General features: G+C 33.5%; 14 protein-coding genes and 1 tRNA gene. 7 read left to right on the plus strand and 8 right to left on the minus strand.

Annotated elements, in window-relative coordinates; all coding sequences use genetic code 11:
• The first annotated feature begins 35 nt into the window (after positions 1–35).
• On the plus strand, positions 36–2,198 hold the full coding sequence (locus ACS8MM_RS12170) for a TonB-dependent receptor (RefSeq protein ID WP_379717290.1): 2,163 nt from the start codon (positions 36–38) through the stop codon (positions 2,196–2,198).
• A gap of 29 nt (positions 2,199–2,227) precedes the next feature.
• Here ACS8MM_RS12170 and ACS8MM_RS12175 read toward each other — a convergent pair whose 3' ends face one another.
• Positions 2,228–2,650 (minus strand): Rieske (2Fe-2S) protein, encoded by a 423-nt coding sequence (locus ACS8MM_RS12175; protein WP_379717292.1) that lies wholly within the window; start codon positions 2,648–2,650, stop codon positions 2,228–2,230.
• 156 nt (positions 2,651–2,806) lie between these two features.
• Here ACS8MM_RS12175 and greA point away from each other — a divergent pair, with 156 nt between their 5' ends.
• Both greA and ACS8MM_RS12185 read left to right on the plus strand, forming a co-directional pair.
• The gene (gene greA / locus ACS8MM_RS12180; RefSeq protein WP_379717294.1) at positions 2,807–3,283 is read left to right on the plus strand and encodes a transcription elongation factor GreA; all 477 of its coding nucleotides are present in this window, start codon (positions 2,807–2,809) and stop codon (positions 3,281–3,283) included.
• A gap of 11 nt (positions 3,284–3,294) precedes the next feature.
• Positions 3,295–3,684, plus strand: coding sequence for an HIT family protein (locus ACS8MM_RS12185; RefSeq protein WP_379717296.1), 390 nt, complete (start codon positions 3,295–3,297; stop codon positions 3,682–3,684).
• Positions 3,685–3,736: 52 nt separating this feature from the next.
• Here ACS8MM_RS12185 and ACS8MM_RS12190 read toward each other — a convergent pair whose 3' ends face one another.
• Together ACS8MM_RS12190 and ACS8MM_RS12195 are read right to left on the minus strand one after the other, a co-directional pair.
• On the minus strand, positions 3,737–3,955 hold the full coding sequence (locus ACS8MM_RS12190) for a PID-CTERM protein-sorting domain-containing protein (protein ID WP_379717298.1): 219 nt from the start codon (positions 3,953–3,955) through the stop codon (positions 3,737–3,739).
• Positions 3,956–4,352: 397 nt separating this feature from the next.
• The gene (locus tag ACS8MM_RS12195; RefSeq protein ID WP_379717300.1) at positions 4,353–4,673 is read right to left on the minus strand and encodes a hypothetical protein; all 321 of its coding nucleotides are present in this window, start codon (positions 4,671–4,673) and stop codon (positions 4,353–4,355) included.
• Between the two features lie 478 nt (positions 4,674–5,151).
• Here ACS8MM_RS12195 and ACS8MM_RS12200 point away from each other — a divergent pair, with 478 nt between their 5' ends.
• On the plus strand, positions 5,152–5,829 hold the full coding sequence (locus ACS8MM_RS12200) for a S8 family serine peptidase (RefSeq protein ID WP_379717302.1): 678 nt from the start codon (positions 5,152–5,154) through the stop codon (positions 5,827–5,829).
• 546 nt (positions 5,830–6,375) lie between these two features.
• On the opposite strand, the gene ACS8MM_RS12205 is transcribed toward ACS8MM_RS12200, so the two are convergent.
• From ACS8MM_RS12205 to ACS8MM_RS12215, 3 genes are all read right to left on the minus strand, one after another.
• A complete protein-coding gene (locus ACS8MM_RS12205; RefSeq protein ID WP_379717304.1) occupies positions 6,376–9,990 on the minus strand; it encodes an NACHT domain-containing protein in 3,615 nt (1,204 codons plus the stop codon).
• Positions 9,987–11,063 (minus strand): metallophosphoesterase family protein, encoded by a 1,077-nt coding sequence (locus ACS8MM_RS12210; protein WP_379717306.1) that lies wholly within the window; start codon positions 11,061–11,063, stop codon positions 9,987–9,989. The genes ACS8MM_RS12205 and ACS8MM_RS12210 overlap by 4 nt, the downstream gene beginning before the upstream one ends.
• A gap of 162 nt (positions 11,064–11,225) precedes the next feature.
• Positions 11,226–11,975 (minus strand): hypothetical protein, encoded by a 750-nt coding sequence (locus tag ACS8MM_RS12215; protein WP_379717308.1) that lies wholly within the window; start codon positions 11,973–11,975, stop codon positions 11,226–11,228.
• 419 nt (positions 11,976–12,394) lie between these two features.
• Between ACS8MM_RS12215 and ACS8MM_RS12220 the strand changes: the two genes are divergently transcribed.
• A complete protein-coding gene (locus ACS8MM_RS12220) occupies positions 12,395–12,583 on the plus strand; it encodes a hypothetical protein (protein ID WP_379717310.1) in 189 nt (62 codons plus the stop codon).
• A gap of 336 nt (positions 12,584–12,919) precedes the next feature.
• Here ACS8MM_RS12220 and ACS8MM_RS12225 read toward each other — a convergent pair.
• Both ACS8MM_RS12225 and mce read right to left on the minus strand, forming a co-directional pair.
• Positions 12,920–12,993, minus strand: a tRNA-Ile gene (locus ACS8MM_RS12225).
• Positions 12,994–13,096: 103 nt separating this feature from the next.
• Positions 13,097–13,498 carry a methylmalonyl-CoA epimerase gene (gene mce, locus ACS8MM_RS12230; protein WP_379717312.1) on the minus strand — a complete coding sequence of 134 codons (402 nt, stop codon included), beginning with the start codon at positions 13,496–13,498 and terminating at the stop codon, positions 13,097–13,099.
• A gap of 83 nt (positions 13,499–13,581) precedes the next feature.
• Between mce and rbfA the strand changes: the two genes are divergently transcribed.
• Positions 13,582–13,974 (plus strand): 30S ribosome-binding factor RbfA, encoded by a 393-nt coding sequence (gene rbfA / locus ACS8MM_RS12235; protein WP_379717314.1) that lies wholly within the window; start codon positions 13,582–13,584, stop codon positions 13,972–13,974.
• 1 nt (position 13,975) lies between these two features.
• Complete coding sequence (locus ACS8MM_RS12240) at positions 13,976–15,175, plus strand: ABC transporter permease (protein WP_379717316.1); 1,200 nt, start codon at positions 13,976–13,978, stop codon at positions 15,173–15,175.
• The last annotated feature ends 49 nt before the right edge of the window (positions 15,176–15,224 follow it).

Genomic DNA, 15,224 nt, shown 5'->3' on the forward strand with positions numbered 1-15,224 from the left:
ATAATTACCCCTTTTATTTGTAAACCATTTTACGAATGAAAAATGTATTCAAGAGTATTTCGTACCGCTTACGAGATACACAATCAGTCGGAAAAGGCTTCCTCATTTTTGCCTTTTTTGTTCTATCAACTCCTTCTTTTGCACAAGAAGAAACCAAAGATTCAACCAAAACAAAATCCTTAGAAGAAGTAATCGTAAAAGCCACTAGAGCAGACGAAAAAACACCGGTAACTTTTTCCAATTTCACTAAGAAAGATTTCTCTAAAAGAAATCTGGGCCAAGACATTCCGGTATTAATGAATTACCTACCTTCAGTAGTTACGACAACCGATGCCGGAAACGGAGTAGGCTACACTGGGATCAGAGTTCGTGGTAGCGATGCAACTCGTGTTAACGTAACCATCAACGGTATTCCCTACAATGATTCGGAAAGCCACGGAACGTACTGGGTAAACATGCCCGATTTTGCTTCATCTACAGAAAGCATTCAGTTGCAACGTGGTGTAGGAACCTCAACCAACGGAGCAGGTGCTTTTGGAGCCAGCTTAAATTTAGCCACAGAATCTTCTACAAAAGCAGGTGGAGAAATTGCCAACTCTTACGGAAGCTTCAATACCCATAAACATACCGTAAAATTCAGTACCGGATTATTGAACGAACATTTTGAATTGGCTGGACGCTTATCTCAAATTAAATCAGACGGATACATCGACAGAGCCTTTTCGGATTTGAAATCGTATTTCTTACAAGGAAACTACAGCAATAAAAAAACCAAAATCAAAGCATTGATTTTTGGCGGAAAAGAACATACTTACCAAGCTTGGAACGGATTGGATGCTGCCACATTGAAAGCAGACCGAACCTTCAATTGGGCGGGATACTATACTGATGAATCAGGCAATGCTCGTTTTTATGACAACGAAACCGACAACTACCAACAAGATCATGCGCAATTGCATTGGAACCAACAATTGAACAACAATCTTGACCTTACGATGGCTTTGCACTACACCAAAGGAAAAGGCTATTACGAAAACTACAAGGAAGATGCCGATTTTAGTGATTATGGCATGACACCGGTTGCAGGACAAACCACGACTGATTTAATTCGTCAGAAGTGGTTAGATAATAATTTTTACGGTACCACTTTCTCATTAAACTACAAAAATGACAAAATAGATGTGGTTTTTGGAGGTGCTGTCAACAAATACGAAGGCGATCACTTCGGAGAAGTAATTTGGGCGCGTTATGCCTCCAATAGTGAATTAGGTGATAAATACTATGATGATTACGGCAACAAAACCGACGCCAATGCCTTTTTAAAAGCAACCTACAAAGTTCTAGATAAATTAAGCTTATATGGCGACCTTCAGGTGCGTAATGTAAACTATGAAGCAACAGGTGTTCAAGCTTCTAAAGTGACTGACAATTTCAACTTCTTTAATCCTAAAGCAGGATTAACCTACGAATTCAATGCCAACAACAACCTGTATTTTTCCTACGCTAAGGCACACCGTGAACCGAACAGAACCGACTACGAGAATGGAACACCAAAACCAGAGAAATTAGACGATTTTGAATTGGGATGGAGATATCAAAACGAAAAAGTAAAACTAAACTTAAATGGTTACTACATGGCCTACAAAGACCAATTGGTACTCACTGGAAAGCTAGACGATGTAGGATCTCCAATTCGTGAGAATAGTGGTGACAGTTATCGTTTAGGAATTGAAGCTGATGCAAGAATTGTGCTTTCTCAAAAATGGACTATCGCACCTAACGTCAGTATTAGCGAAAGTTTGAATAAAGATTTCTACACCGATGCTTCAGGAACATTAGAATCATTAGGAAATACTAACATTGCGTATGCTCCAAAATTCATCGTGGGGAATAGCATCAATTTTAGCCCAATAAAAAACATCAACATTGCAGTATTATCGAAATTTGTAGGCAAACAATACTTGAATAATAACAATGACAAAAGTTCGTATTTGAGTGATTACTTCATCAATGACTTTAGTTTCAGTTGGGATATCCCAGTGAAAAATGTATTTAAGGAAATTAGTATTACTGCTTTGTGCAATAACATTTTTGATAGAGAATATGTTTCAAATGCTTTTGACTATGGTGGAGGTTACATCTACTATTATCCACAAGCAGGTGCCAACTTCCTTACTGGAGTAACATTGAAATTCTAAAACAAAAAAGGAGCCAATTGGCTCCTTTTTTAATTGTACACTCGAATGATGTCACCCATAACCTCAGTACGATAGTATTTTAGTGGATAGGTCCCGCCATTGACAGCAGCTCCGGAATACAAACTGTACTCATAATTTTCACATGAGCATTTCACATTGATTCCGTTAATAGCCATCTGAGAACAGCTACTTGGCTCGTGGCTCGGACAACTCACCTCAAAAGCGTTATAAACACCCTCACCCACTTTCATCACTACAATCCCTTTCACACCAACACCTACATCGGTAATAATTATAGGATTACTCACAAACTTTAACGAGTTGTAAGCGGGAAAATTGGTATTGATCTCTTTCGAAAAACCAACATTCGGCAAGTGCGGATTTCCATTATTCACTCCGTCCGGACTACACGAAAAAAACACAAGACACAGGAGGATTAAAATCTTCTTCATTTAATTGTATAAACTTGTTCAGAACAAATTTAATTTATTTACATTTGTATAACGCACAAACAAACAAATAAATTATAAACTGAAAAAAAATAGTATCTTTGTATAAAGAAATCCCGTCGCGATGGGATTTTTTCTATTTATATAAATAATGACGTTATGAGCACAGTATCTTATTACACAGCCGCAGGATTAAAAAAACTAAAAGACGAGTTAGATCAACTTAAAAATATTGAACGTCCAAAAGCTTCACAGGCTATAGCTGAAGCTAGAGACAAAGGAGACTTATCAGAAAACGCAGAATACGACGCTGCAAAAGAAGCACAAGGATTATTAGAGATGAAAATCTCTAAAATGGAAGAACTATATGCTAATGCCCGTTTGATTGACGAATCTCAATTAGACACTTCAAAAGCATTGGTGTTATCACACGTAAAAATCAAAAACCAAACCAATGGCATGACTTTGTCTTACCAATTGGTTGCTGAAAGCGAAGCAGACCTGAAAAAAAATAAAATTTCAGTAACCTCTCCAATTGGAAAAGGCCTTTTAGGAAAATCGGTTGGGGAAATTGCAGAAATCCAAGTACCTAATGGCATCTTGAAATTTGAAGTATTAGAAATCACCAGAGACTAATCCAAAAAACTATGGCCTCAATATTCACTAAAATAGTAAACGGGGAAATTCCTTGTTACAAAATAACAGAAGACCAAAACTATTTGGCTTTCTTGGATGTGAACCCCAATGTGAAAGGACATGTATTGTGCATACCTAAGCAGGAAATCGATAAGATTTTTGACATGGAAGATGAAGCCTACTTGGGCTTAATGGCTTTCTCCAAGAAGGTAGCCATAGCTTTGGAAAAAACAGTACCCTGCAAGAGAATTGGTATGACTGTCATTGGCCTGGAAGTACCTCATGCACATGTACATTTAATTCCATTGAACATGATGGATGATGCTCGATTCCACAACAAAGTAAAACTTACCCCTGAAGAATTTCAGGATTTGGCTAACGCTATTGCAAAACACTTATAAAAGAAAAAGTCCCAATTAGTTTGGGACTTTTTTTATAACTCTATGTAAATAATTATCGTATCGTATCTACCTTACTATTCTTACGTATAAAGTAAACTCCATACAGCAATCCTGCAGCCAGTAAAAACAACACTCCTTCATTAATTGGCAATCCAACTGGTGGAGGTGGTGTAGGCGGCGGTGGCCCCCCTGCGGGTGGCGCTGCATAAGTAGAAAATGACACTGACAAAGCAAGTATCATTAGGTTAGTGATTTTTGGAGCAATCTTCATGTTTGTAAAAATATAAAAAAATGTATTCCAAAAGCAATTAATTTTAACTAATTGCTTATAAATATTTCTTCCGCAATATTAATCGAAAAAAATGACTATACAAATTAATTCAGGTAAAAATACAATTAATTTTTTGGTTTTTAGGGAAAAAAGAAACATTCGTAAGAAACCATTCTCATAATTTAAATACTTTGACAATCAGACATTCTGCTTAAAAAAAATAAAAGAACCTAGCACTCGAATTATTGATCTGCATTAGACGCTTCAACCAATTCAATTAATTCACTGTTTCCCTCACTTAAGTTATCTTTAAGAAAGATGGTATTGCATTTCTGATTATAACCTCAGCAATCCCAATCACTATAAATGGTAAACAATCATTTTGTATGATTTGTTATTATAAAATTAGAATCAGCAATAATAAAACAATAATAGCCGCACCGAAAGAAAGATAAATCCCTTTATGATCTGCTGCCAATTCTTTTTTAATAGCTTTTACTTCTTTACGTAGCGCCTTTCTTTCTTCACGGGAGAGTTCTGATTTTTTAATTGCCTTTATTTCCTTCAAACGACTAAGTAACTGTTCACCTCTAACATCCTCTGACATTACAACCTTTGCCGTATTCACGGGATCTGTAGTCACTTCCGAAGAATACGCTGAAACTGAAATAGCACTAAAAATAAAAAGCACTACTGTTTTTAAAATTGATGTTTTCATGGTATTGAATTTTAGTTAATACTATCTTTTGTGCAATCCTAAAAAACCAATTTGTTTTGAACCATTAGGCAGTATTCCTTGTTTCTAAATAGATTACTTTACAGGTCTTCCACTCGATTGCATGTTGTAAAATTAGTCAACCAATACCCAGTGCTGTTATAAAATAGAGCGTATGTGTTACATAATTTCCACAGGGAAATAATTAAAAATCAGAAACTTAAAATACACCACTCCTCTTCTTCACAATTAGAACAAGTAGTCAATAAAAAAAGCTGCAACACAAATTGCAGCTCTTATTCCACTATAGCTCAAAGTAAGGAAACCAACGTTTCAAAACTTTATGACACTTAGGGGCATTGGTAACTTATTCATTGGATTAAAAAGGCTTCTCCTGTTATTGTGGCTTTGTATAGAGTCAACATGGCGATTAATTATTCTCTTGTTTGCAACATAAAGAAGCCTTATAATTTTACATCCAATGAATTTTTTCTATTTTGGAGATGAACATGATGCCGACATCTCCAACGCAATAAAATACGCAGTAGACAACGGAGCCAAGGTCATTAACATGTCTTTTTCGAAAGAATTTTCATTACATCCCGAGTGGGTTATTGAAGCAATGCAATATGCCGAAAAACACAATGTATTATTGGTTCATGGTTCCGGGAATGATGCTTTCAATGTTGATACAAACCCTACTTATCCGAGCGATTATTACTATGACAATAAGGAAGAAGTGTGCAGTAATTTAATCAATGTGGGGTCTATCTCTTCCAGACTGGACAGCACATTTGTGTCAGGTTTTTCCAATTACGGCAAAAAGAATGTCGATTTATTTGCTCCCGGAGAAGAAATATACACGGCCATCCCTGAAAACAAATATGAAAGCGGATCAGGGACCTCTTTCTCAGCACCGATGGTTTCCGGAGCTGCAGCATTGATTTGTCTTCACTACCCTGATTTAACCGTACAGGAAGTCAAAAAGATAATCTTAGATTCGGGGACGACATACGACTTGGAAGTACTAATTCCCGGAGAAAAAGGAAAAAAAGCTCATTTCAGGGAGCTTTCTAAAACAGGCAAAGTACTCAATGTCTACAATGCCATGGAAATGGCAAAGAAAATTAGTACGGCTAAAAAGAAACTCAGTCACTAAAATAGTCACATTCATTAGCACTTATAAAAGCTAATCTTGATAAAAAACCTAGCCTCGAAATATTCCGGTGGTTAGTTTTTTATTAACTCTAATCATTCCTAAAACAGCCTAATAATTTATACAGGACATACCATAACAAAACACAAAACAGAAAATCAAACACGTAGATAAAGTGTATTCCCTGGATGCTGTCTTTGAAGATACTTTGATGTATGAAATAAGGAATCATGTTAAAAATCCCGGGCCTTACAATTATATAGAATAGGATACTACTAACCACTGATGGCAAAATATAACAAAGATAGTTTTTCATGTTTTTTATTAGTTACGTTACTACCCATACTATCCATTCTGGTTCACCACTCCGAAATTCAGATAGTTATCGGGAACGACTTTGAAATGTAAACTGCTTTATCAAATAGAATCAATTTGCATTTATTTTAGTAAAAAAGCCCTAACATTCCTGTTGTGGCTTTTTTATTTATAGCTCAAAATCTGGAGACTTTGCTTCTAAATTATTCTCATAAGAATAAAAATTTATAAAAACTAACAAATCATTTGATTGACTTTTTCTAAAGCTTGATCAAATTCTAAAGGTTTAGACTTAGAAATATAATAGCTATTATCAGCTAAATCCAATAATAAGTTTATTTGAAACACACCATTATCTGAACCATTAACAACCAAATCATCCCTCTTACTTAAAAGAACTTTTTTCACACCTCTATATGATTCATCATACTTTGATAGATTCGAGACATATTGATTCAAAAAACTGGACGGGCTATTAAATAAACTATCAGATTTAAAGCATAAATGAATACGATCAAAAATCTCATTTAAAACCTCATAATTTTCAATTATTTTATAACTAATATAACATGAAGTGTTAAGATAATTAATCGAAGAATCTTCTAAATATTTTATATAATACTTCACTGCTCTTTTATCCTCATTTTTAAATAATACTTCTAAAGAATTTATAATAAAATGTTTAATTGAATCATCTTCCGCACAAATAACATCTAAATACTCAATTGCCTTTTCTATACAAAATTTTTTCTCCAAACCTTTTTCTGTCAAAATTGCTATTGCATCCCATGATTTTCTCTTTGTTAGATTGGTAGCACATTCTATTAGTAAATCAACATCCTCGGGAACAACTTTCACATACAAATCAAGTAATTTTTTAAAATCATAATCTAATTTATCGTCTAATAAACACTTTCTAATCGCAATAAAAGAATCCTCTAGATTATTATCTAATGCAAATTGAACATGTTCTCTTAAAACAGATGAAAAAAGTTTTTCCTCTTTTAAATTATGAACAATTCTTAATGCTAATTTTTTCTTATTCTCAATTTTTCTCAATAAGAAATCAAAACAAGTTTCTTTATTCAAAAAACCTGATTGAATTACACCTATTTTTAGTGAATTTAAAAGAAATGCTTCTGGTAAACTTAGATTAAGTTTTTCAGAAAAAAACAACACTAATTCCCATTTCTTATAATCTTCAAGTTGACTGTAACTATTTATGTGATTAATTAAAATTAATTTATCAAAATTAATTTCATTGACAGTGTAACTAACCCATTTCGTTATAAAATCAGTATGCTTAATTAAAACTTTAAAATCAGTATTTGATTTTTGATTTTCAATATATAATTTAATTTGTTCGGCAATATAATCATCATCGTCTATGAAACTAACAACTTTTTGAAAATCAAAAGAACTTCTAAATCCATAAACTAGACGTCTTAAAAATTCATAAGAAAAATCTATTCTATTCCAATGCCCATTATTTTTATACCACTCACTATTAATTTCTTGAATTATTTTAAGATCAATAAACTGTCCATATTTATTAAAAATAGCTTCAATCTCATTTTTTAATAAATCTCTTTCAAACAATAACTCAAATTCTTTTTGTGGTTTATTTTTAAAGTCCAATCTAATTTTTTCAACTTCTTCATCGGATAACAAACGTTCTTTAAATTTAAATCCTCTTAAAGTCATTGTATCATTAAAAATCTTACTAACTTCCCTATCTTCTCTATTTGACAATCTGTTCCTAAAATATTCAATCTCTTTATTATCCAAATCACTTATTGAATCGATCTTTTCTAATAAATTAGTCAAGTTTTCTTTTTCAAATATTTTTGCCAATTCATAACTGACATCCTTAAAATCAAAATTCTCTAACAAATAATTAAAAACCTTATTCCTTGTAGAACTTCTAACTTTAGAAATTAAAACATTTAACTCATCACTGAAAAATAAATGGTTTCTAAATGTCAAGTCACCAATCAATCTCAATACAAAATCATCATATTTCTCATCAAATTCAACACATCTTTCAATTACTTTTAACTTTGATTCACTATCCCAAAAAAAATGATTTGTATCATTATCAAAAAAGTATTTCACTAATTCTATAAAGTTATCTACATTCTTAATCTTAACTATTAACTCATTTAATATAAAGCTTGTTCCTCTTAAAACATCATCTTTTTCTTCTCTCTTTTTAATATTATTTTCAAATAAGAATTCTTCTTTTAAAAAATCAAAATAGTTATCCAAATCATCGCGTTCAACAAGAAGATTCAAAAGGGATCTATTTAACTGTTTATTTGATTCACTCACAAAATTTTTAAAAATTGAATTTAAATATTTAATATCTGTTTTAGCAAAACCCTGTAAAACTATACAATTAATAACGTGTGATTTAACTCCGTAATCTATTGCTTTATTTTGAAGCATTGAAAAAAGAATCCCCTTAAACTCATCTTCTCTTCCCAATTTTCGAATATTAAAAAAACTTAATAATTCAATAGCTGAAATAACAATTCTAAAATGCTTATTATCTTTGATATGTCTAATTAAAAAATTATAATTTTCAATACAACAACCAAACTCAGAAATTTCTTTTACAGAAAAAGAAGTATTTGTTGAAATCCAATATGTCTTTTCAATACATTGAACTTCAAAAAAGTTTTGAAAGACTTTTTCTCTAACTATATTATTTATCCTGTCAGAATCAGCCTTTAACAATAATTCTAATTGATATATTTCAATCCAATTCAGTAATTGATTCCTACTATCACCGTTTTCCATCAGATTAATCAGAAATGCTACTGAATTAAATAAAATTGGATGTATTTTCTCGAGACCAGTTATTTTTATATTAGACAGGATTTCATCAAATTCTTTTTCTGACAAAGTTTTTGCAACAAAATATTCTTGCAGCTGTCTATGTTGAAAACTAAATTTTTCTTTACCATCTTCAAGATTTACAATAAAAGGATTTTCAATAAACTCTAAATAATCATCTCCTAATATCCTAAATAATTCCTCATTAGTAACAAAATTCTTTTGTCTTAATTCACTTGTAAAAGCTACTTTTTTTAAATACTTTATTTCCTGTGGGACATTTAAAATTTTTTTCTTACTAATCTTTATTTTATGAGTCTCCAGTTGCTTATTGACATAATGCTCCCAAATTTTCGCATCCGATTCAACTAATTTGCCTTCTGTTAAATAATATTCGGCTAAAAGATCAACAAAAAAAGGTGTTCTCAAATAATCTTTATGCGATTCTTTAAAATCTAAGTCTTCAATTTTAATATCATATTTATTCAACAATAAAGATTCGGTCTGCCCTAGAGTTAAATCTTCTAAATAAAATGTTTCAAAGTTTGAAATATTAATCAAATATTTTTCAGATATATTTGTCCTGCAACTAATAACATATTTAAAATTATATGTTTGGTGGTTGTTTATAAAAACCTCAAATGCTGACAAAAAATCCTGTATTTCAGATATTTCATCCAACCCATCTAAAATAAATACTATCTGTGAGAGTTTTTTCCAATCTTCATAAGCCAATAAATCTTCAAATTTATTTACTGACCTAAAATTTTTAAGATTAATCAAAAATGGAACTAAACTTGTTTCATCAATTTTACTCCATAAAATATCAAATAAATTTTTTAATTCTTTAGATTTTCCAATTCCAGGATTACCTAGTAAAATTATTTTGTCGTATTCAAACAAATAGTCTTCAAGTGTTTTAAAATCACTAATATCATCCGAAAAAAAAGCAAATGAATTTTTATCAGATTTTTTAATAAATCTTGGTACGTAATAATCTTTTCTAATCATTTTGATTCAAATAAGCTTCTATCTAATGAATGAGGTTTAACCTTTAAATTATGTTTTTTTATATCTACAGTATCTCTCCCTCCTAAACAGGCATCTGGATCATAATCAAAATGATTGAATTCGTGCTTATATTGCCTATAATGAATTATCATTTTTATATTTTTAAACTCATAGTTTAAATCTAAAATCTGATAGCCGGGACTATAAGAAGAACTCTTTTCACTAATTTTATTTACACTCGCCCTACCCCTTATTCCAAAACATTTATCAGTAGAGCCTTGATAGTGTTTTTTAAATTCGCTGCTATGATAATGCCCATATAAATAAAAACCAATATTAGAAATTGAAAAACATCTTTCTAATTCGTTTTTTTCATTGAAAACTTCAACAGGATGATGCATTAAAACAATATTTAATTCTGTATCCTTATTCTTTAAAATTTTCAATCCATCATATATTTGATTCACACCAAAAAACAATCCTTTATCTATATCTAATTTTTGACTTTTACATCTCCAAGAATCATTGACCAATACAAAACCCACATTAACCCCAATATCATTATAAACAAAGATTGATTGATTGTTAGTGAAGTGGTAATTGAAATTTTTAAGGTGAAATTCCTTTTCAAATTCCTTAAATTTCTTGATTCTGTGGCTATGCTTAAAACTCGAATTTTCTTCTAAATAGTGATCTATATTATCAACACTTATAGTTCTAGACAAGCCATACTCTTCTTTCAATAATATTTCATTCTCATCAATATCATGATTACCAGGTATGAACAAAAAATTTTCTTTTGGAAAGTCAAGTGCAAGAATAATAGGCTCTATAAAGATTTCTTCAAAAATTTTATACGGACATGAGTAATGAGATTTATCTTGAAAATCATCTATGTCATATAAAGATTCACCTCCTTTATCTACTAAATCACCCGTTACAACAATAACATCAATCTTTTTGTCTTTGTTAAAAGAAATCAAATCTTTAATCAAAGCATCTTGATAAAAGTTTATAAACTCTTTGTAATTACTTTTTGAAAGATGAATATCTGACAGATGTATAATACGCATAAATAAATCTAAAACTCAAATATAAAGTTTAAATATTATTTATTAGAATATCATCTACAAATTAAATTATCAACATTTCTATTACATTGATTTACAATTTACACCAAAAACAAAACCCCATACTCTCGTATAGGGTCTGTTAATCATCATCTGTTTGTTTACTTAGATCACTTCAAGAATGTGAAGCACATTATACTCCTCATTTTTCAAAGAATAGGATTGCCCGTTGATTTGCTGCGAAAAAGAAACCATCAGCAAAAACAACTGCACACCCGTTCCGGTAGGAACCGCCGTCGGAGTCAGTGTTACCGTGGACGGACTCAAACTGATCGGTTGGGTCACCACATTGCTCAAAGCCAATTCAGATTCCTCTGTTTCAAAATCCAACGCCAGTACCGCACTCTGAAAAGTGGCATGCGTAGCTCCCTGTGGGAACAACAACTGCTCCTTGGTAATCAGGTTGGCAATGCGGGTCACTCCCGTCTCGGTGTCTAAAGCATAAGGTGCAAACAACACACTGTTTAATGAGGCATTCGCATTAAAATCAAAACCTTTCAATACTTGTTTTCCTTCCGCACTTTCCAGTCCGATACTCACCCTGCGCTTACCACGGCTCGATACCGTGTCCAGGTTCTTGATCATAGACATAGTCTGCATCAAACGACTCGACAACTTACTGTCCTTGGCTTTAAAAACCAAACTACCCAATGCCATGCGCAATAGTTTCCCACTGCTGCAGTTGTGCGCAAATTCGCTGTTGTTTTCCCTTGTACGGATGAAATTCGGATCGTTGTTAATACGTTCCTTGGAAATGCCTCCTTTTTTGCGTACATAGTTGACACCTTCTTTTTTGTAAAAGTTCAAATCTTCTACCGTTCCTTCGATCTTTACGATCCCATTGACTTTCGCCATAATTAAAAAATTTTAAATTAATAATGATGAAGAAATTACAAAGGCGGTGCCACAATTCCGTGCCAGGGAAGGAATCTGCGCTAATTTCCCTTTTAGCACCATTTAGCCACTTTTGATCATTTTCGGTCACTTTTGGTCACTTTTTTCCATAAAAGACAAAAAAAAACAAAACGCCATGCAACCCTTTACTCAAAATTTTCGTCTATCAAAATGTAAGAAAACAAGTAATAAAGTCGCCTCGTGCAGTGTAAGTGCAGTGTAAGTGCAGTGTAAGTGCAGTGTAAGTGCAGTGTAAGTGCAGTGTAAGTACATCAAAGTGGCTGAGGCTCTCGAAGCCAAGTGCACGAAACTTTAAATAAATTATTATTCGGAAGTACGAAACAACAAACAATAAACTATAAACAACAAACTGTTGAACAATGAAACGAATTTGCATCTATCCACAAGACATCCAAATCATAACCGGAAAAAGCCTGAAACAATCCCGCTCAATCATCAATGCCATCAAGAAAAAACACAACAAAGAAAAACATCAAATGGTAACGCTCGAGGAATTCTGCACCTACATGGGAATCAAAGAAGAAGGACTGCAACACTATTTAAAATAAAAAGAAACAATACCTAAAAAAGGGAAGAAAATACTTTGCAACTGAGCTCGAAGTAACATTAGAAAATATATGTACTGTGAACTAACCGCAATCCAAACCCGACCTCGTAGCATAATCCGTAAAAAACAACGAAAGTATGTAGTGGCAATGATCCGCGAGACGAGGAGGTACGACGAGCGGCTCGGGTCATGGAACGGAATACTGAGGTAGTTTTTAGGATTAGACTGCGCAGTCTTGATTTTTTTTGTTTCTTTTTTGTATCAAGACAAAAAAGAAAATAAAGGATACCAACAAAAAAGCCTCTCAATTGCTTGAAAGGCTTTATTTTTTTACCAGTGGTCCCACCTGGGCTCGAACCAGGGACCACCTGATTATGAGTCAGGTGCTCTAACCAACTGAGCTATAGGACCGGTTGGCGCACAGTACGTTAACCGTTGCTGTGTTCCCTCAGTAAAGCCGTAGCTTTATTTGAGGTTGCAATATTACTGCATTTTTTTATCTTCTGCAAACGTATTATGCAATTTCTTGACATAATTCTATGAGCACACCGTTTGTTCCCTTCGGGTGTAGAAAAGCAACCAATTTGTTGTCAGCCCCTTTTTTGGGCGTTTCGTTCAAAACCGTAAACCCTTCGGCTTTCAATCGGGCTATCTCCGAAACGATGTCTTCCACATCAAACGCAATATGATGAATCCCCTCGCCTTTCTTTTCCAAAAACTTGGCAATGGGACTGTCCGGATTCGTAGCTTCCAACAACTCGATCTTGTTGGGACCGTTCATAAAAAACGAAGTCTTTACTCCTTCGCTTGCTACTTCTTCTTCCTTGTAGGCCGGCGCTCCGAATAACTTTTCAAAAAGCAAATTGGATTCCTCCAAACTCTTTACGGCAATGCCGATATGTTCAATTTTTCTCATCTTGCAATAGTTTGGACAAATATAAAAACTTTGTAACCTATCTGCATTGCAACTATCCAACTAAAAAATTGTATTTTTGCACTATGGAAACAAATAGACAGAAAAAAATAGGCAGCGTTTTACAAAAAGATTTAGTGGATATTTTGCAGGGTGAAGTACGTAAAAACGGTATTTCCAATCTGGTTATTTCGGTTTCAAAAGTAAGTGTTACTACCGATTTGTCCATTGCCAAAGTATTCCTGAGTGTATTCCCGCAAGAGAAAGCACCGGAGATCTTGGAAGCTGTAAAATCCAACACGCCACTAATTAAACACGATTTATCGCAACGTGTAAAACTACAATTGCGTAAAGTACCTAACTTGATGTTTTACATTGACGACAGTTTGGATTATATTGAAAAAATCGACAACGCCTTATCCGGTAAAGAGAACCCAATCGAAAATCCTGATTTGTTAGAACGTAGAAAGAAGTCCTAAATTGAATTTCTCCTTTTACATAGCCAAACGGTACCTGCGCACCTCCAGTAAAAACAACGCCATCAATATTATTTCAGCGATTGCGTCTTTTGGAGTTATTGTAAGCGCTATGGCACTGTTTGTCTTTCTTTCGGTATTCAGCGGTTTGAAAGATTTCAGTCTTTCGTTCACCAATAAGTTCGATCCGGATTTAAAGGTGATGCCCAAAACAGGCAAATCGTTTCTGATTACCGAAGCACAAAACACCAAGTTAAAGCAAATTGAAGGCATTCAATACTATTCCCGTTGCGTAGAAGAAAAAGTATTGTTTGTGTACCGTGGCAAAGAACAGGTAGCACAAATTAAGGGAGTGGACAACCAATACAACTTGGTGAACAACATTCAAGAATCAATGTTCCAAGGCAATTGGATCGCCCCTCAAACACCGCAGGTCGTCGTGGGTTTTGGTATTGGTCAAAAACTAACCATGGGACTGTATGACCTCAACAATACCTTTGAGATTTTTGTACCTAGACCCGGAAAAGGTGCCATTACCAATCCGGAAACCGCATTCAACAAATCGAATTTGATTCCGGTGGGCGTTTATGCTATTAATGACGAACTGGATTCTAAATATGTATTTGCCGACATCCAATTAACCCAGGAATTACTGGAGTACCAACCCAATCAAATTTCTGCCATTGAAATCAAAACAGAAGCCTCTGCCAATGAAGTAGCAGTAATCGATCAAATCCAATCGGTATTCGGCGATAGCGTTACCATCAAAAACAGAATGCAGTTGAACGATAGTCTGCACAAGATGCTCAACACCGAAAACACGGTAATATACCTCATTTTCACTTTGGTTATTATCATGACTTTGTTCACTTTAGCTGGCGCCATCATCATGATTATTTTGGACAAAAAAGAAAATCTAAAAACCTTATACAATTTAGGCAATACCATTCGTGACATTCGTCGTATTTTCTTACTGCAGGGAACATTGGTAACCGTTTTAGGAGGGCTATTAGGAATTCTATTGGGCGCAATAGTGGTATTCATTCAACAGCATTTCAAATTGGTTATGATTACGGAAAGTCTGGCCTATCCTGTTCGATTCAACATGGAAAACTGTACGGTTGTTTTCTTTACGATCGTTGTACTAGGTTTCTTAGCCTCTTACATTGCCAGTAGCAACGTGAACAAGAAATTATTCGACTAAGCCAACTCGGTTTCGGATTTTTCTATATCTTTGATCACAACAAAAAATA

It is taken from the genome of Flavobacterium sp. MAHUQ-57, assembly GCF_051908335.1.
Lineage (GTDB): Bacteria > Bacteroidota > Bacteroidia > Flavobacteriales > Flavobacteriaceae > Flavobacterium.